The sequence below is a fragment of the Streptomyces sp. NPDC054932 genome, from assembly GCF_053610205.1.
This window is the reverse complement of record NZ_JBSGXU010000072.1, coordinates 15,198-37,412: the sequence shown is the minus strand read 5'-3', so window position 1 is coordinate 37,412 and position 22,215 is coordinate 15,198. Positions and strand designations below refer to the sequence as shown.

The 22,215-nt window shown below is 75.4% G+C and carries 17 protein-coding genes, 1 tRNA gene and 1 pseudogene; 5 read left to right on the top strand and 14 right to left on the bottom strand.

Going from position 1 to position 22,215, the window contains the following annotated elements; translation table 11 throughout:
- The 4 genes and pseudogenes from ACWGE1_RS20580 to ACWGE1_RS20565 all read right to left on the bottom strand — a co-directional run.
- Positions 1–589, bottom strand: a pseudogene (locus ACWGE1_RS20580) (cytochrome P450); the annotation flags it as partial.
- A 124-nt stretch (positions 590–713) separates the two neighbouring features.
- Entirely contained in the window at positions 714–2,207 is a 1,494-nt protein-coding gene (locus tag ACWGE1_RS20575; protein WP_453421925.1) for a class I adenylate-forming enzyme family protein, read from the bottom strand.
- Complete coding sequence (locus ACWGE1_RS20570) at positions 2,207–2,941, bottom strand: glycosyltransferase family A protein (protein ID WP_453421928.1); 735 nt, start codon at positions 2,939–2,941, stop codon at positions 2,207–2,209. The genes ACWGE1_RS20575 and ACWGE1_RS20570 overlap by 1 nt, the downstream gene beginning before the upstream one ends.
- Positions 2,942–2,946: 5 nt before the next feature.
- Positions 2,947–3,969: a 3-oxoacyl-ACP synthase III family protein gene (locus ACWGE1_RS20565; protein WP_453421924.1), complete on the bottom strand. Its 1,023-nt coding sequence runs from the start codon at positions 3,967–3,969 to the stop codon at positions 2,947–2,949.
- Between the two features lie 190 nt (positions 3,970–4,159).
- On the opposite strand from ACWGE1_RS20565, the gene ACWGE1_RS20560 reads away from it, so the two are divergent.
- Complete coding sequence (locus ACWGE1_RS20560) at positions 4,160–5,641, top strand: hypothetical protein (RefSeq protein WP_453421923.1); 1,482 nt, start codon at positions 4,160–4,162, stop codon at positions 5,639–5,641.
- Positions 5,642–5,660: 19 nt separating this feature from the next.
- Positions 5,661–5,987 carry a hypothetical protein gene (locus tag ACWGE1_RS20555; RefSeq protein ID WP_453421922.1) on the top strand — a complete coding sequence of 109 codons (327 nt, stop codon included), beginning with the start codon at positions 5,661–5,663 and terminating at the stop codon, positions 5,985–5,987.
- Between the two features lie 81 nt (positions 5,988–6,068).
- Here the strand turns inward: ACWGE1_RS20555 and ACWGE1_RS20550 are convergent, their stop codons facing one another.
- The 8 genes from ACWGE1_RS20550 to ACWGE1_RS20515 are packed head-to-tail and all read right to left on the bottom strand — an operon-like array spanning position 6,069 to position 16,920.
- Positions 6,069–7,400 carry a protein kinase domain-containing protein gene (locus ACWGE1_RS20550; protein WP_453421921.1) on the bottom strand — a complete coding sequence of 444 codons (1,332 nt, stop codon included), beginning with the start codon at positions 7,398–7,400 and terminating at the stop codon, positions 6,069–6,071.
- Entirely contained in the window at positions 7,397–8,386 is a 990-nt protein-coding gene (locus tag ACWGE1_RS20545; RefSeq protein ID WP_453421920.1) for a PP2C family serine/threonine-protein phosphatase, read from the bottom strand. The genes ACWGE1_RS20550 and ACWGE1_RS20545 overlap by 4 nt, the downstream gene beginning before the upstream one ends.
- Positions 8,383–9,042 carry a vWA domain-containing protein gene (locus ACWGE1_RS20540; protein WP_453421927.1) on the bottom strand — a complete coding sequence of 220 codons (660 nt, stop codon included), beginning with the start codon at positions 9,040–9,042 and terminating at the stop codon, positions 8,383–8,385. The genes ACWGE1_RS20545 and ACWGE1_RS20540 overlap by 4 nt, the downstream gene beginning before the upstream one ends.
- Before the next feature lie 36 nt (positions 9,043–9,078).
- Positions 9,079–9,207, bottom strand: a complete 129-nt coding sequence (locus tag ACWGE1_RS20535) for a hypothetical protein (RefSeq protein WP_453421919.1) — start codon at positions 9,205–9,207, stop codon at positions 9,079–9,081.
- The gene (locus ACWGE1_RS20530) at positions 9,204–10,880 is read right to left on the bottom strand and encodes a TRAFAC clade GTPase domain-containing protein (protein WP_453421918.1); all 1,677 of its coding nucleotides are present in this window, start codon (positions 10,878–10,880) and stop codon (positions 9,204–9,206) included. The genes ACWGE1_RS20535 and ACWGE1_RS20530 overlap by 4 nt, the downstream gene beginning before the upstream one ends.
- Positions 10,870–13,347: a GTPase-associated protein 1-related protein gene (locus ACWGE1_RS20525; protein ID WP_453421917.1), complete on the bottom strand. Its 2,478-nt coding sequence runs from the start codon at positions 13,345–13,347 to the stop codon at positions 10,870–10,872. Before ACWGE1_RS20525 ends, ACWGE1_RS20530 begins: the two co-directional genes overlap by 11 nt.
- Positions 13,344–14,618, bottom strand: a complete 1,275-nt coding sequence (locus tag ACWGE1_RS20520) for a TRAFAC clade GTPase domain-containing protein (RefSeq protein ID WP_453421916.1) — start codon at positions 14,616–14,618, stop codon at positions 13,344–13,346. Before ACWGE1_RS20520 ends, ACWGE1_RS20525 begins: the two co-directional genes overlap by 4 nt.
- 1 nt (position 14,619) lies before the next feature.
- Positions 14,620–16,920: a hypothetical protein gene (locus tag ACWGE1_RS20515; RefSeq protein WP_453421915.1), complete on the bottom strand. Its 2,301-nt coding sequence runs from the start codon at positions 16,918–16,920 to the stop codon at positions 14,620–14,622.
- A gap of 184 nt (positions 16,921–17,104) precedes the next feature.
- Here ACWGE1_RS20515 and ACWGE1_RS20510 point away from each other — a divergent pair, with 184 nt between their 5' ends.
- Complete coding sequence (locus ACWGE1_RS20510; RefSeq protein WP_453421914.1) at positions 17,105–19,165, top strand: phosphocholine-specific phospholipase C; 2,061 nt, start codon at positions 17,105–17,107, stop codon at positions 19,163–19,165.
- On the opposite strand, the gene ACWGE1_RS20505 is transcribed toward ACWGE1_RS20510, so the two are convergent.
- Complete coding sequence (locus ACWGE1_RS20505) at positions 19,152–19,910, bottom strand: hypothetical protein (protein ID WP_453421913.1); 759 nt, start codon at positions 19,908–19,910, stop codon at positions 19,152–19,154. The two genes, ACWGE1_RS20510 and ACWGE1_RS20505, sit on opposite strands and share 14 nt — an antisense overlap.
- A gap of 72 nt (positions 19,911–19,982) precedes the next feature.
- Between ACWGE1_RS20505 and ACWGE1_RS20500 the strand changes: the two genes are divergently transcribed.
- Positions 19,983–20,738 carry an alpha/beta fold hydrolase gene (locus ACWGE1_RS20500; RefSeq protein WP_453421912.1) on the top strand — a complete coding sequence of 252 codons (756 nt, stop codon included), beginning with the start codon at positions 19,983–19,985 and terminating at the stop codon, positions 20,736–20,738.
- Between the two features lie 83 nt (positions 20,739–20,821).
- Here the strand turns inward: ACWGE1_RS20500 and ACWGE1_RS20495 are convergent.
- Positions 20,822–20,894 (bottom strand) — tRNA-His (locus tag ACWGE1_RS20495).
- A 193-nt stretch (positions 20,895–21,087) separates the two neighbouring features.
- On the opposite strand from ACWGE1_RS20495, the gene ACWGE1_RS20490 reads away from it, so the two are divergent.
- Complete coding sequence (locus ACWGE1_RS20490) at positions 21,088–22,212, top strand: M24 family metallopeptidase (RefSeq protein WP_453421911.1); 1,125 nt, start codon at positions 21,088–21,090, stop codon at positions 22,210–22,212.
- The last annotated feature ends 3 nt before the right edge of the window (positions 22,213–22,215 follow it).

Genomic DNA, 22,215 nt, shown 5'->3' with positions numbered 1-22,215 from the left:
GCCGGGGGGGGGGGGGGTGGGGGGGGGGGGGGGGGGGGCGGGGGGGGGGGGGGGGGGGCGCCCCGGGGTGGTGTGTGGGGCGGGGGGCGGGCGGGCGGGGGGGGGCGCCCCCCGCGACCGCCCGCGGATCGGCGCCGGAGCCCGACAGGGCGCACACCACCGAGCCGGAGAGCTCCTGTGCGAGCGCGACGAGGTCCACCTCCCCGCCCCGCTCCAGCGGCGCGAGCCGGCGTTCGAGCAACGGCTGCCAGCCGGCCCGGAGTTCCTCCACCCCGGCCGTGCCCAGCCCGCCCGCGAGGCCGCGCCGGTCCGCCCGGTGCCCGCCGCCCTCCTGGTCGAACAGCACGCCCCCGCCGCCCTGCAGGGCGGCGCGCGCGGCGGCCCCCGTCGTACCGGCCGCCGTCCGGTCGAGCGGCAGCCGGGTCAGTGCCTCCCGGTAGGCCTCCGGGTCGTGCACCAGCACGGTCCGGCCGAGCCGGCGCACGGGACGCCCGCGGGTGGCGGCGAGCAGCCCGAACAGGAGGGGATGGCTGCGCAGGTAGACCCGGCGGTCGCGGCGGCGCGCCCCGGCGCTGGACGTGGTGCTCATCGGGATGTACCTCCGTGGAATCGGCGGGCCGGGCGAAGGCCCGGGGAAGGCTCCGGGCGCGCGCCCCCCGGACCCGGCCCGTACCGGTACCGGTACCGCGGCTCCGGACCGGCGGCAGGGGCCGTCATCGCGCCGGGCCCAGGCGTCGCGCCGCCAGCGCGGCCGTCGCCGCCCGGTCCGGTTTGCGCGAGCGCCCCGACAGCGGGATCCGGGCGAGGAGCAGCGCGTCGGGCCGGGCCGTGCCCATCCGCCGGACCGGCTCCGCCAGTGCCGCGCGCACGGCCCGTTCGTCCGCGCCGCGCTGCGGCTGCACGACGGCGACGAGCCGTTCGTCGCCCTCGCCCGCCGGGATCCCGACGAGCACGGCCAGCTCCACGCCCGGCACGTGCAGGGCGGGCTCGTACAGCCCGGGGTAGATGTTCTCCGCCCGGCGCAGCACCATGTCCTTGCTCCTGCCTTCGAGGACGATGCGGCCCGCGCCGTCCAGCCGGGCCCGGTCGCCCGTACGCACCCACGCGTCGGGCTCCTCCCCGAGGTAGCGGTGGCGGGCCGCGGGACCGGACAGCAGCAGCTGCCCGCTCTCGTCGGGCTCGGCGAGCACGCCCGGCAGCGGCGCCCCGACCAGGTCCCCGGGCTCCCCGGCCTCCTCGAAGGCGGACTTCTCGCGCGCCTCGACCGCGGCGGCCGGGAACAGCTCCGTGAGCGCGTACACGCCCCAGGCCTCGGCGGCGCCCGCCGCGCGTACGCGTTCCAGCAGTCCGGCGCCGGCCGGGGCCGAGCCCGTCCACACCCGGCCGTGGAAGCGGGCGTCCGCGCCCAGCGCGTCCCGCAGCCGGGGTGGGGTCAGATAGGTGTCCTGCGGCCGCAGCCGGTGCAGCTGCCGCGCCAGCACCCGCGCGTTGCCCGCCGGGAGGGCGACGGGGGCGCCGCGCGTCAGCGCGGGGACGAGCACGAAGAAGGTGCCGCCGAGCACCGGCCGGTCCCCGCGCGCGTCGAAGAGGGTGGAGACCGTGGCCATTCCGGCGGCCAGGCTCGCCCGGGTGTGCACGACGGCCCGCGGCCGGGAGGTGGTCCCGGAGGTGAACACGATCACCGCGTCGGCGTCCCCGTCCAGGTCGGCCCCGGGCGCGGGCACACCGCGGCGCGGCGCGCCCGGGTCCAGCGCGGGCGCGCAGCCCGGCAGCCGCGGCCCGACCGTGGCCACCGGCCCCAAAGCGGCCAGCTCCGGCAGGGCGAGCCGGACCCGGCGGGCCAGCGGCCGGGCCCAGCCCGCCACCGCCTGCGCGGCCGCGTCGGCCAGCACCAGCGAGGGCCGGGCCAGCGCGAGCCGGGCCCGCAGCACGTCGGGTCCGGCGCCCGGGTCCAGTACGGCCCCGCGCAGTCCGAGCCGCCACAGCGCGAGCAGCACGGCCAGGGCGCGCGGGCCGGGGCGTACGGCGACGCCGACGGTGTCCCCGGCGCGCAGCCCGCGCGCGTGCAGGGCCGCGGCGAACGCGTCGGACAGCTCGCCGAGTTCGCCGCGGGTGGCGCGCACCCGGGGCGCGCCGGTGCGGGTGGCGGTGAGCACGGCGGGCCGCTCGGGGCGGCTGCGCAGTGCGTGGTCAAGGCGGTCCAGCATCAGCGGGGGTCGTCCGTTCCGTGCGTGCCGCTGCCCTGGTCGAGGTACCAGCGGGCGGTGCCGGCGATCCCGTAGGCCCGCAGGCGCCGCGTCGAGTTCTCCACGACCATCTCCCGGCACCGCACGATCCGGTCGGTGTGGCGGCGTACGGCGTTGAGGAAGAGCCGGTCGGTCGGCGAGGGACGCCGGGGCATCCCGCCGACGGCCAGGTACAGCTCGGCGGTGATGGCCATGTTGTTCCCGGCGTGCATGCGGTACGGCGCCCGGTAGCCGCCCCTGCGGGCGTGCGCGGGCCGCAGCCGGCCGAAGAGCGCGGCGAGGGCCACCAGCGCGCCGAACCCGGCCCGGCCCAGCGGGCCGTGCTCGTCGCGGCGGGCCACGATCCGCCCGCACACCAGCCCGGGGCTGCGGGTGAGCGCGCTCCGCGCCGCTCCGCTCCAGCCCGGCCGGGGCAGGCAGTCGGCGTCCGTCCGGGCGAGCAGGGCCGCGCCCCGGCCGATCGCGTACCGGAAGCCGGTGTCCACGGCGGAACCGACCCCCTTCTCCGGCTCCACGATCACCTCCACCGGGAAGGGCGCGCCGGCCGCGAACTCCCGGGCGATCGCCCCCGTGCCGTCCGTCGAGGCGTTGTCGACGACCAGCAGGGTGAAGTCCCGGTCGCGCTGCGCGGCGAGCGCCCGCAGGGTGTCCGCCAGCCGGGCCTCCTCCTCGTGCGCGGGCACCACGACCCACATGCGGCTCACGACTTCTCCCAGACCATCGTCATGATGCTGATGCCGCCGCCCAGGCCCACGAACAACACCCTTTCCCCCGGCGTCAGTTCCCCGAAGACCCGGTCCAGCTGGAGCCCGATGCTCGCGCTCGCGACATTGCCGAGCTCGGGCACCGTCACCACCAGCTTCCCGGCGGGCACCCCGGTCAGTTCCGCGAACCGCTCCAGGTACGGCACCGTCACCTGGTGCACCAGCACCCGGGCGAAGCCGTCCCAGTCCATCCCCGTCCGGTGCAGCGTCCGGTCGATGACGGCGGTGCCCACCTTCTCGAAGACGCCGCGCAGTTCGTGCCCGTCGCCGCGGAAGTAGGTGTACGCGTCCCCGCGCGGGTGCCGTGACCCGCCGCCCGGGATGCCCCCGACCTCCCAGTGCTCCGAGTGGGTCTCGGTGTCCACGTCGATGATCCCGCCGCGCTCCACGGCCTCCACGACGACGGCCGCGCCCGCGTCGCCGAAGGTGTAGCCGGCGAAGCCGTCGCGCAGCTCCGCGAGGTCGGCCGGGTCCCGGCGCACCGCCCGGCTCGGCGTCTCACCGGTGACCACCAGGGCCCGGCGGGCCCGCCCGGCGAGGATCATGGAGCGGGCGAGGTCGATCCCGTTGACGAAGCTGTTGCAGGCGTTGGTGACGTCCAGGGCGTGGGCCCGCGAGCCCAGCTCCGCCTGCACGATGTGCGCGGTGGCCGGCTCGACCAGGTCGCGGGAGGCGGACGCGAAGAGCAGCAGGTCCACGTCGAGCGGGCCGAGCCCCGCGGCCGCCAGGGCCCGGCGGGCGGCGCCCACCGCGAGCGTGGAGGCGTACACGCCCTCGCCCGCGACGCGGCGGGAGACGATCCCGGTGGCCTGTGTCAGCAGCCTCGGCGGCAGCGTCAGGCCACTGCGGCGCTCCACCTCCCGCTGAAGGGCGTCCGAGGACAGCGCCTCCTCGGGCAGCAGGCTGCCGACGGCGGTTATCCCGGCGCGCGGCAGCGGATCACACGGCTGAATGAACATGCCCACACGATGGCAAGCCGGGTGCGCCCGCAGCCTGAGTACGGATGCTCAGTTCGGCGCCGCCGGCCGCACAGGCGGCCTGAGTACGCGGCCCGCGCCCCGGCCCGTACCGGCCAACACCGGGACAGGCAGGGCCCGTTTACATAGGGTGAGAGCGCAGTGCCTTGGGAGCCACGGGGGAGGACGAGACATGGCAGCACGCCGGTTACCGGTGCTGGCGCAGTACCGGGACGACGCGGTGACCCGGCTGCTGTGCGCCGGGGCGCACCTGCAAGAGGGCTTCGCCCGTGACGTGGACGTGGAGCTCACCGAGGACCGGCTGCGCGCCACCGGGCTCTCGCTCGGCATCGACCTGGTGGCCCTGGCCCGGCACGCCCGGGCCTCCGTCCGGCGGATCGACCTGCGGGACCGGCGCCTCTCCTGGCTCTGCGCCGTCGGCGTGTGGGCTGCGGTACCGGCCGCGCTGTACGGGCTGGTCGCGGACCTGCCCGGACTCGCCCTCGGAGCCGCCGCCACCCTCGTCCTCGCGTACGCGACCGCCTGGGAGCTGGTCCGCCGGGCGGAGAACGCGGCCCGCACGGCGGCGCTCCGCATCGAGCACGGCGCCGAGCGGCCCAAGGACCTGGCCCCGGACGTCGGGGCGGAGGTGGAGGGCCGGCTGCTGGAGCAGAAGCGGGCCAACGTGGTTCCGTACACGGCGGACGCCGAGCGCACCAACCCGTTCGTCGGCAGCGGCTCGAAGATCAAGGAAATGGTCTGGCAGCCCATCGACGTCAGCCGGCCCGCCGACGATCCGGCCGGCAGCGGAAAGCTGACCATCAAGCCCTTCGACGCAGTCGACCTGCACAGCTTCATCGCCCGCGAGATGGAGCACATCGCCGGACTGAAGGGCCTGCGGGCCTCCAACCGGCTCTACGTGATAGGGGACCACGTCTCCTACGTCGGGCCCGACCTGCTCCCCGACAAACTGCGCCGCCCGCGCGCCCGGATCCCCAAGCAGCTGGTGCAGGCCGGGGTGGTGCAGTCCGGCGCCGGCATGCGCACCTATCTCAGCCTGGAGCGGACCGGCGAGGGCGGCCGCGTCATCGTGTCCATGCACCTGCGGGCCAGGCTCCAGCACCCCAGTCTCACCTGGGAGGTGGCGGCGTACGGGATCCCTCCGCTCCAGCCGCGCTTCTACCGGGTGCACCAGCTGCCCCTGGACGGCTGGGAACGCTGGTGGAGCCTCTTCTCCTTCGCCACCGCCACCACGGCGTCGGCGCTGGTCGGCGCCCCGGGGCGGCTCTCCCGGAGGGCCTCCGCCCGGCGCGCGCGGGCCCGCGGGCTGGAGAAGTGGCGCCGCGAGATCGACCGGCGGCACCTGCGCTTCGACTACGGAGCCGTGGACAGCCTGCGCGAGCGGGTCGCCGACTGGGACCAGCTGGGCTTCTCCGAGCGGACGGACTCCCAGGACTTCCTCCAGCGGCTCCAGCAGGGCGTGCTGATAGCGACCGAACGGTTCCTGAAGGACCACAACGTCGACACCAGCTCCTACGAGCAGGCGCAGCAGGTCATCAACACCCACACCTACACCTTCCAGGGCAACATTCACGGCAGCAACATCGGCGCGAACGGCACCGTCAACCAGGCCGGTCAGGCACAGGCATCGGGGAAGCCGACCGGGCAGCCCTGAACGAGCGCGAGGAGTACGCGTGAGCACCTACAACTTCCACGGGAACGTCTCCGGCACCAACAACATCGGGGACCACGGCACCGTCAACATCGGGCAGCAGGACGGCGCCGCCCAGACCCTGCGCCTCGCCGCCGAACTCGCCCAGTGGCTCCGGGCGCAGGGCGCCGGTCAGGACCGGCTCGACGCGGCGCAGACCCTGCAGGGGGAGCTGGACCGGGCCGGCCGCGAGGGGCGCGCCGCCGAACCGGGTCTGATCCGGCGGTCGTTGGAGACCATCACCCTCGGACTGGGGGCGGGCAGCACCGGGCTCGCCCTCGCCCAGGAGATCAGCCGGCTGCTGGGCTGACCCGGCTGGCCCGGTCGGCGCGTCGGTCCGGGCGGTCCCGGACGGCCGGGACCGCCCCTTCCGGGCCGCGCCCCGGCCGTCTCACTTCGCCCGTACGACGGCCCGCGCACCCCCGAAGTCCAGCTCCAGCCCCGAACGCAGCGGCACGGTCTGCCCCGGGCCGATCTCCTGCGTGCTGCCGTCCGCGCGGGTGCCCGTCCACGCCGCCCCGGAGCGGTTGGCCAGCCCGAACTTCCCCGGCCGCTGCGGGTGTTCGGTGAGCTGCGCCACCAGCGTGCCGTCGCCGTAGTCGTGCCGGGCCGGCTCCGGCGCCAGGTGGTGCGCCTGCACCCGCGAGGACCGGTGCAGCAGGATGTGGTGCTCGGTGCGCGGCGGCGGCGTGGTCAGTACCAGCCGGGGCGGCAGCACCAGCGCGTTCCGGCAGCTCCAGCAGGTGCCGGCCGTGGTGGCCCGAGGCTCGGTCATGTTCTGCTTCCCGCAGTGGGCGCAGTCCACCACGGCGTCGAGGACCGCCCGCAGGGCGTCCCGCCACTGCGACTCCCGCACCCGGGCCGCCGGGTCGTGCAGGCCCCGGGTGAAGTTCCTCGTGAACAGGTCGCGCAGGGAGGCGGGCGCCACCGCCCACGTGGCCAGCACCGTCGCGTGTTCCACGGGATCGGGGGCGTTGGACCGGTCCTGCGGGTCGAAGAGGAACAGCGGATCCTTCCCGTACAGCCTGCGCTCGGCGGCCTCGTCGAAGCATCGGATGTCCAACTCGCGCTTCCCCATCAGCGGATGATGGTTCATCAGCAACATGAACAGCAGCACCGACAGGGAGTGCAGATCGCTCTGGGTGCCGGGGGAGACCCCGGGCTCGCCGCGCACCAGCTCGGGCGCCATGAACGCCATGGTCCCCGAGATGCCGGTGCTGTCCCCCTCGACGACCGCGTTGTCGTTGTCGCAGACCAGCACCTCGCCGGTGACCGGGTCGAAGAGCAGGTTCCCCCAGGAGATGTCCCGGTAGGCGATCCCGCGGGAGTGGAGCGCCTGGTACGCCTCGACCGTGTAGAGGCAGGCGGTGAGCAGTGCGCGGATCGTGGTCCGCAGCTTGCGGCGGAAGAGCATCGGCAGGCCCTTGAACCGGTCCGGGCGGATGTCCATCAGGTAGCCGAAACCACCGCGGCCGTCGGCCACGAAGTCCCGCGGCCACAGGAAGCGGTCGTCGTCGAAGCCGCGGTCCACGAGCTGGCGGACGATGTCCTCCTGCTCGGGCGTCGCGCACGGCGGGTAGTACCACTTGAGGGCCTGGTCGCCGGCCGGGGTGCGCACCCGGTAGACCTCCCCCTGACCGCCGGCGCCGAGCAGGTCGAAGACCTCGACGCCCAGACCGCTGTCGGCCGTCAGCCGGGTACCGCTGTCGAGCATGCCGCTCATTCGTCACTCCTGTACGGGTCTGTCATGTCGGCCGGGTCGAAGGCGGCGGCCGGGTCGGTGAAGGCGGCCGGTTCCGGCAGCACGGCCGGGTCCGCAGGGTCCGCGGCGCCGGGCGGGGCGGTGGGGTCGGCCGGGGCGGTCGCGGTGTGCCAGGCCGCCACCAGGGTGGTGTCGTCCCCGGAGTGCTGCGAGGCCTTGGTCAGCCACTCCGGCAGGACGGCCCGGACGCACTCCGCGCCCTCCACCGACAGCCGGTCGTCCAGGCCGGACATGAACTGCCGGAAGCCCGCGTCCGAGGCGAAGCTCTTGGACAGCCCGTCGGTGGAGAGCGAGACCAGCCGCGGCGCCCGCGCGGGGGCGGTCACCGGCGCCCAGTGCGTACGCACCCGCAGCCAGGCCTGCGGAGAGCACAGGGATTCCGTCTCGTCGCCCAGATCGGCCTCGTCCGGCGCGAGCGGCGCGGTCACCTGCCCGTCGTCGGTCACCACGGTCAGCTCGCCGTCGCCGAGCTGCCAGGCCGCGAAGACCCGGGGGGTCAGCACGGCGCCGACGAGCGTGCTCCCGTACAGCACCAGCCGGTCCACCGGGGACAGGCCGGGCTCCCGGTGCGATCTGGTCCGCTCCCAGTGTCCGAGCGCCTTCTCCTGCCAGGCGTTGACCAGCTGGCGCGGCAGGGTGTACTGGGCGTAGTTCATCAGCCAGGCCAGGGTGGGCGGCCGGGTCTCGCCCCGGGGCTCGGCGAGGGTGGCGAACAGCCGGGCCTGCTGGACGAACAGGTCCACGGCGAACCGGGACCCCAGATGGCTGAGCGCGTGCGCCGCCGATCCGTGGCCGTCGGCCACGGCCATGATCAACGGCTGTGCGGAGGTGCCGAGCCCCACCGCGTCGTAGTGGTCCTGGTTGCGCGCCTTGTTCACGCCCTGGATGCTGCCCTGGAGCATGTCCCAGAGCGGCAGCGGTCCATGGGTCCGCACGGGCTCGCTCACCACACGTCGTCATCGTCGTCGAGTACCGGAGGGGCGTACGGCGGCTGCTTCACGGTCGCGTCCGCGAAGCCCGCCACGGGCTGGGAGGCCGCCTTCACGGCAGCCGTCGAGGCCCAGCGGATCGCCGCCGCCAGCTGCTTGGGGCTGTTCGCGTCCAGCGGCTGGAGCTCGGGATTGCCCAGGAAGTCCTGGAGCACGCTGCGGTCGGCGTCCGCGCCGATCGCGATCGCCACCCGGACCGCCTTGCGGCCCCAGGGGGTCGCGTCCACCGCCCGCAGCCCCGCCTTCCAGTCGTCCGTCGGCACGCCGTCGGAGACCAGCGCCAGCACCGGCTTCAGGGCCCGCTGCGGCATCGGCGGGGTGTCCAGTTCGCGCGCCGCGAGCTGGAGGGCCTCACCGAGGTTGGTCATGCCGTCCACCTGCACGTCCTGCCAGGTGAACTGCTCGACCGGTACCGGGTCCTTGTGGTGCCAGCGGGCCGTCGTGGAGAACGTCAGCGTACGCAGCAGCAGTTGGGCCGCCGGGTTGTCCTGTGCGACGGAGAGCATCTCCGGGACGGCTTCTCTGATCGCGTAGTTGAGCTGGCCGATCTTCTCGCCCTGCATCGAGTACGAGCAGTCGAGCAGCCAGATGAAATGGACGGGCCGGTTCGCCATCGGCCCGCCGGGGATGTCACTCACCGTGTGTCTCCTTCAACTTCCGGTCCATTGCGGGATGTACCGCACCAGCGCCGCCACGGCGGCGGCAGCCGTCATCACGACCGCCGACACGAACAGGGCCATCATCAACCGTCGGCCCCGAGCGATCTGCGGTGTCATCATGGGGTGTTGCTCCCTTCCCCGGTGTGCGCGGCCTGCGCGGCCGCCCGGTCCCGACCGGCCCCGCCGGCCCGGGTGTCCTGTCCGTCCCGGCGGCCCTGTGCGAGCCGCCCGACGCGCAGCCCGGTCCGGGACAGCAGCCACAGCACCGGCTCCGCCGCCCGCCGCTGCTCGGTGTCCAGGGCGCCGGCCCCGGTCGCGGCGCGGGCGCTGATCACCCAGTACCGGGCCGCCGCGAAGTCATGTCCCAGGGCGCGGACCAGCTCGTCCAGCCCGATCCCGGCCAGCCACGCCTCGACCGGCTCCGTCGGCCGGGGCAGCGAGGCCAGTTGGTCCAGCACGTCCCGCTTGGTCACCACTGTGGCCACGGGCAGGCGCTCACGGCGCCCGCCGAGCCCCTGCAGCTCGCCGGTGAACCCCGCGTACGTCTCCACCGGGCCGAGGTCGGCCGGCCGGGCGGCCTCGGCCCGCTCGGTGTCGGCCGCGTCCAGGGAACGGCGTACGACGGGGGAGGCGAGCACATCGGTGACCAGCAGGACTCCGTCGGCGTGCGCGAGGTAGCCCTGGGCGCGGGTCGTGTCCGCGTCCCGGAGGGACTCTCCCATCGGGTCGTACAGGTAGAGCAGCCGGCGCCGGCGGCCGTGCCCGACCAGCAGCATCAGGGCGCGCGGCTGCCCGCCCTGGGTCTTGAGGGCCCACCCCGTCCGGTTCAGCTCCAGGCCCAGCGTGTTGGCCTCGCGGAGGTCGTCGGGGGAGGCGTACTCGACCGTCAGCCCGGACTCGTGCGACCAGGACCGCAGCCCGTCGAGCACGGCCGCCAGCAGCATGGTCTTCCCGGCGGAGGTGCCCCCGATCAGCGGCACGTGCACGACCCGGGTGGTACCGACGGCCGGCGGCAGGCCCCGGTCGCAGTAGGGGCAGCGGGCGGTGAGCCGCCGCCGCCCGGTCACGAGGGTGCTCGGCAGGCCCTTGCCGCAGCGGCAGACGTGCCGCAGGGCGCCGAACCCGCCGGGCCGCAGCTCGCGGTGGGCGGCGCCGCACTGCGGGCAGAGGTGGACGGCCAGCGGGAACGGCCGGTAGCAGCCCGGGTACGGGCACTTCATCCGGATGCCCAGGGCCAGCTTCCAGAGCCGCTCCGCCGTCCGCCCGGCCGCGACGGCCGCCAGGGCGGCGAGCGCGACCAGCCCGAGCTGCAGCGCGAAGAACAGCGCGACGCCGGCCAGCAGGACCGAGGCGAGCAGCGCGGACAGCACCGCGGCCAGCGCCGTACCGGGAGCCAGCAGGCGCAGCAGGAGCCGGCCGAAGCCGTTCTCGGCGAGCTCGCCGGTCTGCCCGTTCCGGCCGCGCATCAGGCGGCGGCGCACCACCTCGCCCAGCCAGTGCCGGGTCAGCAGGAACCAGACGGTCAGGGCGGCGGCCTGGCCCGCGAAGGCGGCGTCGCGCCACATCTGCCCGGCCCAGTAGGCCGGCCGGGCCGGTTCGGGGCCGGTGTAGGGGGTGATGCGCCGGTCGGTGCCGCCCGGCGGCTGCGTCCGGAAGGCGGCCCAGGCGGCCGACAGGGCCAGCGCCAGGAACCGCCACAGCCCGTACCCGAGACACACGGCGACCCCGATCGCCCCGGTGAGGGTGCCGAGGACCTTGGCGATCAGCTCCGGATCCACCGCATCAGCCCCCATGTCCGCCGCCCCGATGAGCGCCGCCCCCGTGTCCACCGGACCCCTGCCCGCGGGCCCCCTGGCCGTCGCCGGAGCGGCGCCCCGCGAAGCGCTCGCGCAGGCGGCCGAAGGCGCCCGGCCGCTGCCAGCCGCGGAACTCGTCCGCCCAGCGGCCGCCCAGCCCGGCCAGCGACTGCTCCACCTCGGCCAGCTGCGCCGGCGCCAGGCTCCGTACGGCCGGCCGCAGCACCCCGTCGAGCAGGTCGGTGCGCGCCTCCTGCCAGACCGGCCCGGCCTGCGGCTGGGAGGACCACACCGTGAAGCAGTCCGCGACGTAGTCCGGATCCAGCCGCAGCCGGTCGCGGACCTCCGTCCGGCGCGCCGCCAGCCGGTACGCGGCCAGCAGCTCCGTGTCGTTGCTCTCGATCAGCGCCCGCAGTTCGCTGTCCGGGCGGTCCCCGGCGAGAAGCCGCGCGCACAGGACCGCGTACGCGTGGTCGCGCGGGCCCGGCTCCGGATCCAGCGACCGCAGGTCCAGCGCCTGGCGGACCCAGCCGCCGCCCGCCGCGCCCGTCCGCAGGTTGCGGGCCAGTTCCAGCAGCAGCAGCGACGGCCGCAGCCGGGCCGGGATCTCCTCCTGGAACTGTCCGAGGACCTCCGGAGCCAGCTCCGCCGCCTCGGTGTCCCCGGCCGGGGCCCGCACCGCGGCCTGCACGAGCAACTCCCAGGTCCCGGCCTCCCGGTGGACCTGCGCCCCGGTCGCCACGAGCACCAGCCCGGCCTCGCCCGCCCCCGGCGGCTCCCCGTCCCACACCAGCCGCATCGCGGTCCGCAGCACTAGCGGCTCCGCGTACAGCGAGACGCCCGAGCGGGCCAGCAGGGCGTTCAGCGCGCCGACCCGTTCCGTGGCGGCCGTGCCCACCGCCGCCGCCTCGGCGCACATCCGCAGGTGCGGCCGGGCGTCGGCCGCGGTCAGCCGCAGCGTGGTCCCCTCGAACAGCCGCCGTCCCGCGGCCGGATCGCCCGCCGCGAGCGAGTCCAGCCGGTCGAGCACGAGGGCGCGCAGCCCGGGCAGTTCGGCCAGCGCGGCCCGCACACCCGCTCCGTGGGCCCGCTCCGGATCGGTGAGCAGCGCCTGCGCCAACTGCCGTGCCACGCCCGGCAGCAGGTCGCTCACGTCCACCCCGAGCACCGAGGCCACCCGCAACAGCCCGGCAGGATGGGAGGGTTCGGCCGCGGGGCCGCCGAGCGCCGCCCGCAGCCCCGGTTCCAGTTCCGCCGCGAGGCGGCTCCGGACGGCCGCGCCCAGGACGCCCGCGGTGGGCAGGTCCGGGGGCGGCGCGCCGGTCCGTACCGCCTCGGTCAGGGTCAGGGCCACCAGCGGCTCGCACACCGCGGGCGGGGCCCAGCCGTCCAGGGCCGCGAGCAGCCGCCCGGCAGCCGCGACCTCCGCCGGGTCCCGGTCCGCGGCCGGGTGGCCCAGGGCAGCGGCCAGCGCGTGCAGCCGTACGTCGTCCAGGGCGTCCCGGTGCGCGGCCGCCCAGTCGGCGGCCGCGGTCCGGCCTGCGGAGGGCAGGGCGACTCCCGCGGTCAGGGCGAGCGCGGCCAGCGGGCCCGCCTCGTACGGTTTGGCGGCCAGCCGCCGGACCTCGGCGACCAGTTCCTGCCGCTGTGCCTGCCAGACCCTGGCGGCGGTGTCCGCCCACACGTCCGGCGCCCCGCCGGCGGGGGCGGCCGAGCGCGTGGCGTCGTACACCCGGTAGCGGTGCTCCTGCCCGGCGAGGCCGAGCCCGTCCTCGGGCATCACGCCGATGATCTGCTGCCGGGCGAGCTGCGGCCGCCGGGTGTAGGTGGTGAAGGTGAGCCACTGGCCCCGCTGGTGGGGCAGCACACTGCACGCGAGCATGATCCAGCGGGCCACGGCCTCGCTGTCCGCCTCCACGAGCACGATCTGCGGGGCGTCCGTGTCCTCCCCGAGCCGGCGCACGTCGGCGAAGAACCCGGCCAGCCAGGGCCCGCGGGCGGCAACGAAGGAGGCCAGCGCGGCCCGGTCGAGGCGGCCCGGCGCCGGCACCGCGGCCAGCGCGGGAGCGCCGTCCGCCGGGGTGGCGGCGGCCCACTGCGGCGAGCCCCAGGCGGTGATCGGCAGCTCGCCCACGGCCGGGCCGGATCCGGCGGGCTGCGGCAGGTGCACCGCGTGGGCGTGGAAGTTGCCCCAGCGGCCGCTGTAGTCGGCGCCCGTGTACACCGAACGCGCCAGCAGCCGGCTGCCGTCGGCCAGCACGCTCAGGCTGAGCGCCTGCGGGAAGCCGGCCAGCTCCTGCGGCCCCGGGCGCGGCGGCGCCTCCCGGGGCGGCTCGTAGCCGATCAGCTGTTCCGCCTCGCGCAGCAGGGCGGCGGGCACCCCGGGGCTGACGGCGGTGAACCGGAAGCCGGAGCCGTCCGGGCCGGGCGGCGCCGAGGTGTAGTGCAGTTGGGCCAGATTCATGAGTTCCCCTCCGAGCCGGTACGGCCGCCCGTGCCGGCGGCGCCACCGGTGCGCGGCAGCAGCCCGCCCAGCCCCAGCAGCCACAGCAGCGGATCCTCCACGCGCAGCGGCCGCGGACCCGATTTCGGGGCGTCGGCCGGCGCGTGCGCGGGCGGCGGCGAGCCCAGCGCCGAGAGCCCGAACAGCGACAGCTGCGCGAAGTCCCGCTCCAACTGCCGCAGCAGTGCCCCCGAGTCCCAGCCGTCGAGGAGCGAGCGCATCTCCTCGTGCACCGCCAGCCGGTCCTCCTCGTCCAGCGCGCCGGCCGAGTGGTCGGCATTGCGCAGCAGCGGCGAATGCGGCTCCAGCAGGGGCGTCAGCGAGTCCGTCTTGGTCACGGCCACCGCCACCGGGGTCGTGACCCGGCCGCGCGAGGAGCCCCGGCCGCGGGCCCGCAGCTGCGCCGCGAGGTCGGCGGCGATCTGCTGCGGCGGGGTCTCGACGACCGGCAGCGGCGGCCCGTCGTCCACCGGCAGCCGGTCGCGCACCGCCCGCATCTGCAGCGGGTCCACGAGCAGGATGATCCCGTCGGCGGCGGCCAGGTAGTGCGTGTAGCGGTCCATGGCCTCGGCGCTGCCGAGGTCCTCGCCCGCCGCGTCGAAGAACACCAGCGCGGTGTGCCGGCTGCCGTCCCCGCGCAGCCGCCGCCGCAGCGGCAGGCTCAGCCGGTACAGCAGCGGGTCGTTGAAGCCCAGGGCCGCCGGCCTGGTGGCCCCCGGCAGCCGCAGCCGGTCGTAGAGGTCCTCGGCCAGCTCCCGGTCCCGGCGCTGGGTCTCGCCGCCCATCGCGGTCACCGAGGCCCCGTACGCCCGGCCCACCCTGCCGCGCAGCTCGTTGAGGAGGACCGAGACGTAGGTGCTCTTGCCGGAGGCCTTGGGGCCGAGCAGGGCGATGATCCGGGTGTCCTGGTCGCAGTAGTCGCTCGGGAAGTCGCTGTGGCAGCGCAGGCACACCCGCACCGGGGTGGACCCGCCGCAGGCCGGGCAGTCCGCGCGCGATCCGCCCCCGCCCGGGGCGAGGCGCCGGCCGAGGCCGCGGGGGGCGGTGAAGACCGGGCCGCGCATCTTCAGCGCGGGAGGCACGCTCTGCCCCATGAAATCGGCCCATATGGTGTCGAGTTCGGCCGTGCAGGGCTTGGCGCCGCGCACGCCCGTGGCGGACATCAGGCAGCGGTAGGGCAGCCGGGCCGCCGGGGACCGGTCGAAGCAGTAGGGGCAGACGACGGAGGTCATGTCAGCGGACCACCAGGGAGAGGAGAGGAGGCTCTTCGAGCCGGACGGAGGCGGCGGCGCCGCCGAGGAGGAAACCACGAAGGGCGTACGGTCGGCCGGGCGCGACGGCGGTGTCGATCGGGCGCTCCACCGTGCCCGTGCCCGTCCCGGTGCCCGCGGCCGCGGCCGCGAGTTCGGCTCCGGTCACCCGGCACACGGCCGTTCCGGCGCCCGGGCCGCCCGGACGCTGCGGGTTGCGGCCGCCGTCCCCCCGGGCCACGAGGACGAATCCGGGGAGCTCCGGGCCGGGTGCGCCGCCCGGTGCCCGTACGGTCACCCGCAGGACGGCGGGCCCGCGGCGCAGGCCGCGCCGGGCGCCCGGAACCAGTTCGTAGGCGATGGCCACGTCGGCGGGCAGTTCGGCCCGCGCGTCGCCCCCGGGGGCGGCGAGCACGGACCGGGCGCTGCGCGGTGCGGCGTGGGCCTCGACGGACAGCGCGGCCGGGGTGACCGGCAGGCGGAGCCCCTCGCGCAGGAACACGCTGCGGGCCACGGCGAAGTCGGTGCGCCGCCCGTCCTGGACGACGGAGGCGGTGACGGTGCCGGCGGCTCCGGGCCAGTCGAAGGTGACCTCGACCAGGTCGGGCGCGGTGCGCCGGAGCGCAAGGCCGGTCACCGGCAGGGGGGCCTCGACCTGTACGCAGGGCCCGGCGACGGCCCGCCCGCCCAGGACGGACACGGCGGACACGGTGGTGAGCGATCCCGGCGGCGGGCGCCCGATGGAGATCGGGCCGGTCCAGCCCGGGCCGGCCCACTCCAGGGGCGGCGGCAGCTGGGCCGCCGTCAGTTCGGCGCCCTCGGCGGGGGCGCCGGGGGTGGCGGGCGGGGCGGGCCACTCCACCAGTCGTACGTCGGCCCCGTCGCCGCCGGTCCGGCGGAACTCCACGCCGCCCGCCTCCCGGGCCGTCGCCGTCAGGGTCAGCACGGGCGCCGGCCAGGCGTGCACGGTGACCCCGGCCGTCACGGCCGCGGAGAGCGCCCCGCGGTCGGCGCGGCCCGCCGGGGCGTACCGGGCCCGCACCCCCAGCTCGTACCGGCCGGGTGCCAGCCCCTGCGCACGCAGGGTCTCCCGCAGGCCCGCCCGCGCCGCCGGGGGCACCGGGACGGGTCCCGCGGGCCCGGTCAGCGTCACCTCGCAGTGGGCCGCGCCCGCCGGTGGTGACCAGGAACCCTCGATCCAGCCGTTGCCGTCGACGGCGTCCAGCTCCGTCACCGCCGGGGCGACCGACAACGGGGCGCCGATCAGCGGCGGCCCGTCGACGGCGCCGTCGGCCCGGAGCGGCAGCGCCACGTGGCGGACCTCCTCGCCGATGCCGGCGCCGCCGTCCACGAGCACGCCCCCGTCCGGCCGGCCCGTCACCTCGGCGAGCGGGGCGCCGGCCGGCTCCCCGCGGGTGAGCCGCACCACCCGCCAGCGCGTGCCCCCGAAGTCGCCGGACGGCCACCGCAGTTCGACGCCGCCGGGGACGAGCGCGGATTCCAGCGGGCCGGGGTCCCCGGGGTCGGGCCGGTAGGTGCGGACCAGCCCGCGCACCGCGCGCGGGCAGTCGCCCGCCAGCGCCGCCGCCTCCTCGTAGTGGACGCAGGCCCGCTCCGGATCGCCCTGCTCCTCGGCCCGCCGGGCCACCGAGAGCTCGGCGTCGGCGGCCGCCGCCCGGGCGGCCAGACCGGCGAGGAGGACCGCCAGCGGCCGGTCCCCGTCCGGGGGCGGCAGAAGGGCGGCCCGGCGGGCGGCGGCGCGGATCCGGTGCGCCACCAGGTCGTCCCGCAGGCCCTCGGCGGCCGCGCGCTGCCCGCCGTCCAGCCGGGCCCGCCGGGCGGCCGCGTGGACCAGGGCGGCCGCCTCGGCCCGGTCGACCCCGAGGCCGGTCGCGGTGGCCGGCAGGTGCCCCTGGGGATGGTCCTGGAGGAGATGGGTGAGTTGGTACAGCAGGATCCGGCGCAGGGCCGCGGGGTCCGCCTCCTGGATCCCGGCCAGCCGCTCCAGTAACCGGGCCGCGGCCGGCTCCGCCTGTTCCCCGCGAAGCGCCCGCAGCGCGGCGGCGCCCACGTGCCGTCGCCGGCCGGGCCCGGTGACGCCGAAGACCCCGTCGAGCACCCGTAAGCAGCCACCGCGCGGGACCAGGAGATCACCCAAGTGGCGTAATCCGAGGGTCTGTTGTGCGGCGCGCAGTTCCCCGTACCCTCCCACCAGCGGCGACAGCGGCAGGCCGGAGAGCGCGCGGGACAGCCCGATGGCATGCCCGAAGTCGGTCCCGGCCATCCGCTCTGCGCCCCCCGTGCAGTGTGTGGGAGGTCATTTCAGCAGATGCACAGGTGGTTCGGGAGCTCTTTCCGTTCTCCAGGTGTACGGCGCAGTGTCACGAAGTGATCTCCGGCCGGTACCCCGGGACCGCTGTCCTTGGGGCGCCCCTCGACTCCCCCCTCACCCGCAGAGGTCGTCACCCATGGCAGAACTCAATCGCCGCAGGTTCCTGCAGATAGCCGGTGGCACCGCCGCCCTCACGATGCTGAACGACAGCATCGCGCGGGCAGCCGCCATCCCGGCGCAGGGCACCACCGGAACGATCCAGGACATCGAGCACATCGTGGTCCTGATGCAGGAGAACCGGTCCTTCGACCACTACTTCGGCGCGATGAAGGGGGTGCGGGGCTTCGGCGACCCGCGGCCGGTCCTCCAGGACAACGGCAGGTCGGTCTTCCACCAGTCGAACGGGACGAAGGACATCCTGCCCTTCAACCCGCAGGTGGCGGACCTCGGGATGCAGTTCCTGGAGGGGCTGAACCACGACTGGGCGGGCGGCCACCAGGCGTACAACAACGGCAAGTACGACAAGTGGGTCCCGGCCAAGACGGCCACGACCATGTCGTACATGACCCGGAACGACATCCCGTTCCACTACGCCCTCGCCGACGCCTTCACGGTGTGCGACGCCTACCACTGCTCCTTCATCGGCGCCACGGACCCGAACCGCTACTACATGTGGACGGGCTACACGGGCAACGACGGCGTGGGCGGCGGCCCCGTCCTCGGCAACCAGGAGGCCGGATACGGCTGGAAGACGTACCCGGAGCGGCTGGAGTCCGCCGGGGTCTCGTGGAAGGTCTACCAGGACATCGGCGACGGCCTGAACGCGGCCGGTTCCTGGGGCTGGATCAACGACGCCTTCCGCGGCAACTACGGCGACAACTCGCTGCTGTACTTCAACACCTACCGCAATGCCCAGCCCGGCAGCGCCCTGTACGAGAAGGCCCGCACCGGCACGAACGTCAAGGCGGGCGACGGCTACTTCGACCGGCTGCGCGCGGACGTGGTGAACGGCACGCTGCCCCAGGTCTCCTGGATCGCCGCCCCCGAGGCGTTCAGCGAGCACTCGAACTGGCCGACGAACTTCGGCGCCTGGTACATCTCGCAGGTCCTGGACGCGCTGACCGCGAACCCGGCGGTCTGGGCGAAGACCGCCCTGTTCATCACCTACGACGAGAACGACGGCTTCTTCGACCACGTGGTCCCGCCGTACCCGCCGGCCTCCTCCGCGTGGGGCCTGTCCACGGCCGACGTCAAGGGCGACCTGTACGCCGGTGGCGGAGGCTACTCCGCCGGACCGTACGGGCTCGGCCCGCGCGTCCCGATGATCGTGGTCTCCCCCTGGAGCAAGGGCGGTTACGTCTGCTCGGAGACCTTCGACCACACCTCGGTCATCCGCTTCATGGAGAAGCGCTTCGGGGTGCAGGAGCCCAACATCTCCCCGTGGCGCCGTGCCGTATGCGGCGACCTGACCTCGGCCTTCGACTTCACCCGGGCCGACTCCGCGCCTGCCGCGCTCCCGTCCACGGCCGGGTACGTCCCGCCGGACAAGGACCGCCACCCGTCCTACCACCCGACCCCGCCGGCCACCGGCACCCTGCCCCGGCAGGAAGCCGGCGCCAAGCCGACCCGAGCGCTCGGCTACAGCCCCTACGTGGACGGCGCCCGCACCACCTCCACGGGCAGGTTCACCCTCACCTTCGCCTCCGGCCCGACCCTGGGCGCCCACTTCCACAGCACCTCGGGCAACCGCACGGACGGCCCCTGGCCCTACACGGTCGAGGCGGGCAAGACCCTCTCGGACACCTGGTCCACCAGCAGCTCCACCGGCAACCAGATCGACCTCACGGTCTGGGGCCCGAACGGCTTCCTGCGCACCTGGAAGGGCCCGGCGAAGAAGACCGGCCCCGAGGTCACGGCCCGCCACGTGGCGGCCACCGGCAACCTGGCCCTGACGCTGACCAACTCCGGGACGGCCGCCGTCAACCTCACGGTGACCAACACCTACGGCGGCGCGGCCCAGACCCTCAGGGTGGCGGCGGGCGCGACGGTCTCCCACACGGTGGCCCTGGCCGCCTCGGGCCGCTGGTACGACGTGAAGGTCGTCTCCGACGCCGACACCACCTTCCTGCGGCGCTTCGCCGGCCACGTGGAGACGGGCGCGCCCGGCGTCTCCGACCCGGCGATCAAGACCGTCTGACCCGGTCCTCCGGTGCACGCAGCAGCCGCCGTTCCAGGACCGCGAGGTCCCCGGGGCGGTGGCTGCGGGCGTGCCGGAGCAGCAGGTCCCGGGCGGTGTCCGGGACCCGGCGCCGCTTCGGGTGCCGGGTGGTGAACTCCTCGCTCGCGAAGAACCGTACGGCCGCGTCCAGGCCGGCCCGGTCCGTCTTGCGCACCGCCCACGCCAGCTCCGCCGTGGGCGCCCCCGCGAGCAGCCGCAGCGGGGCCCGCTCGGCGAGGAGCGACGCCGCATCCAGGCGTCCGTGCGGTGCGGCCCCCTGCCAGCTGAAGGCGGTGGCCAGGGACACGCCGGTCGGCGGCTCCGGTTCCTCGCCGCGGGCCATGGCCTCGGCGTAGCCGCGCAGCTGCGCGGGGGCCGCGGCCACCCACCGGGCACGGTGGCGGGCGGGGATGCCGTCCGGGGCGGCCGGGTCGAGCAACCGCCGGAGTGGTTCCGGGCTTATGCCGCCCGGCACTTGGACGATCCGGGGGTCATCGGCGCCCGGGCCGTCCTCGTGCTCCCAGCAGCCGCAGGACAAGTACTCGATGTCAGGGTCGCGCGGTCCCTGCGGGGCGGCACGGGGCGGGGTCTCCTCGGGCCACACGGCGAGCACCTCGGCGATCTCGTCCGGCTCGACGATCTCGTAGTACGCGGGGTGGTGCGGCCGGTCGTCCCGCTTCGGGTCGCGGACCCTGACGCACTCCACGGCTGATGTCGGTTTCACGGTGTGATCGTAGATCCGGCGGGCAGAACCTCCGGCGTCGGTTTTCTTCGCCACGTCACCGAGGGAGAACGCATGGCCATCGCCCACCGCAGGATCGGTACCGGCCCCGTCCGCGTCATCGTGCTGCACGACTGGTTCGGCACCTCCGCGAACTGGGGTTCCGTACTGGACCACCTGGACCCGGAGGGCTTCAGTTACGTCTTCCTCGACTACCGCGGCTACGGCGACCGCCGGGACGTCGCCGGCCGCCACAGCCTGGCCGAGATCGCCGACGACGTCCTCGACCTCGCCGACGAGCTCGGCTGGGACACCTTCTCCCTCCTCGGCCACTCGATGGGCGGCAAGGCGGTCCAGCAGGTCCTCGTCCGCGCCCCCGAGCGGGTGGAGAAGCTGATCGGGCTCGCCCCGGTCCCGGCCGCGCCCTACGCGATGGACGACGCGACCCACGCCCTCTTCCACGGCGCCGCCACCGACCCCGAGAAGCGCCGCACCATCCTCGACCTGGTCACCGGCAACCGCGTGAGCCGCCGCTGGCTCGACGGGATGGTCGCCCACTCGCTGGCCGTCTCCAGCCCCGAGGCCTTCGCCGGCTACCTCGCGAGCTGGCAGCCGCTCGACCTGTCCTCGGCGGTGAAGGGCAACACCGTCCCCGTGCTCGTCCTCCTCGGGGAGTACGACCTCGCGATCACCGCTGATGTGATGCGGGACACTTGGCAGGCCTCGTACCCGGACTGCCGGATCGTGACGATCCCGGGCTCCGGTCACTACCCGCCGCACGAGACCCCGGTGGCCTTCGTCACCGAGGTGGAGGCCTTCCTCCGGATCTAGGGAGTGTCCTGGCCGCCCCCGGCCGCAGGGCACACGAAAAATCCCGTGGGTACGAGGAAACCTCGTACCCACGGGATCGACAGGGTGAGTGACGGGACTTGAACCCGCGGCCACCTGGACCACAACCAGGTGCTCTACCAACTGAGCTACACCCACCACGAAGGGCGGCGGACCGCCCGTTCGATGTGCAAGCACAGCATAGCCGATCAGAGGGGTGCTCCCGCGACGCGATATCCGGCGGCGGACCGGCTTCCGGCCAGGCCGGCGGCCCGGGGGCGCCCGTACGGAACCGTTCCCGACCGGCGCGGCCACCGCCCCCGCCCGGGGGGCCCACGGCAGGATCACCCGTATGACACGTGAACCCGCACCCTTCACGGCCGACGACTACGCCGCCCGGATGGCCGCCGCCGCCCAGACCGCCGCCGGCGCGGGACTGGCCGGGCTGCTGATCGCCCCCGGACCCGACCTCACACACCTCACCGGCTACCGGCCCACCGCCGAGACCGAGCGGCTGACCCTGCTCGTGCTGGCCGCCGGGCAGGACCCGGTGCTGATCGTGCCCGGACTGGAGGCCCCGGACGCGCAGCAGGCCCCGGGCGCCACCGCGCTGACCCTGCGGGACTGGGCCGACGGGCAGAACCCGTACGCGGTGACCGCCCCGCTGCTGGACTTCCGCGGGCGCTTCGGGGTGAGCGACAACACCTGGGCCCTGCACCTCCTCGGCCTCCAGCAGGAGCTGCCGAACACCTCCTACGCGCCGCTCACCGACTGCCTGCCCATGCTCCGGGCGGTCAAGGACGAGCGGGAGCTGGAGCGCCTCGCCGCGGCGGGAGCGGCCGCCGACGCCGCCTACGCGCAGATCCTGCACCTGCCCTTCGCCGACCGCCGGGAGACCGACGTCGCCGAGGACCTGGCCGCCCTGCTGCGCGCGCACGGCCACTCCCAGGTCGACTTCACGGTCGTCGGCTCCGGCCCGAACGGGGCCAACCCGCACCACGAGGCCGGCGACCGTGTCATCCGCCGCGGCGACATGGTGGTCCTCGACTTCGGCGGCCTGCGCTTCGGCTACGGCTCCGACATCTCCCGCACCGTGCACGTCGGCGAGCCCACCGCCGAGGAGCAGCGGGTCCACGACATCGTCCGCGAGGCCCAGCAGGCCGGTGTGGCCGCGGTCCGGCCGGGGGTCTCCTGCCAGGAGGTGGACCGGGCCGCGCGCGCCGTGATCACCGAGTTCGGCTACGGGGAGCGCTTCATCCACCGCACCGGCCACGGCATCGGCGTCACCACCCACGAGCCCCCCTACATGGTCGAGGGCGAGGAGCAGCCGATGGTCCCCGGCATGTGCTTCTCCGTGGAGCCGGGCGTCTATCTCCCGGGGCGGTTCGGCGTCCGCATCGAGGACATCGTGACCGTCACCGAGGACGGTGCGCGCCGCCTCAACAACGCCCCGCGCGAGCTGGCCGTCGTGGAGTGAACC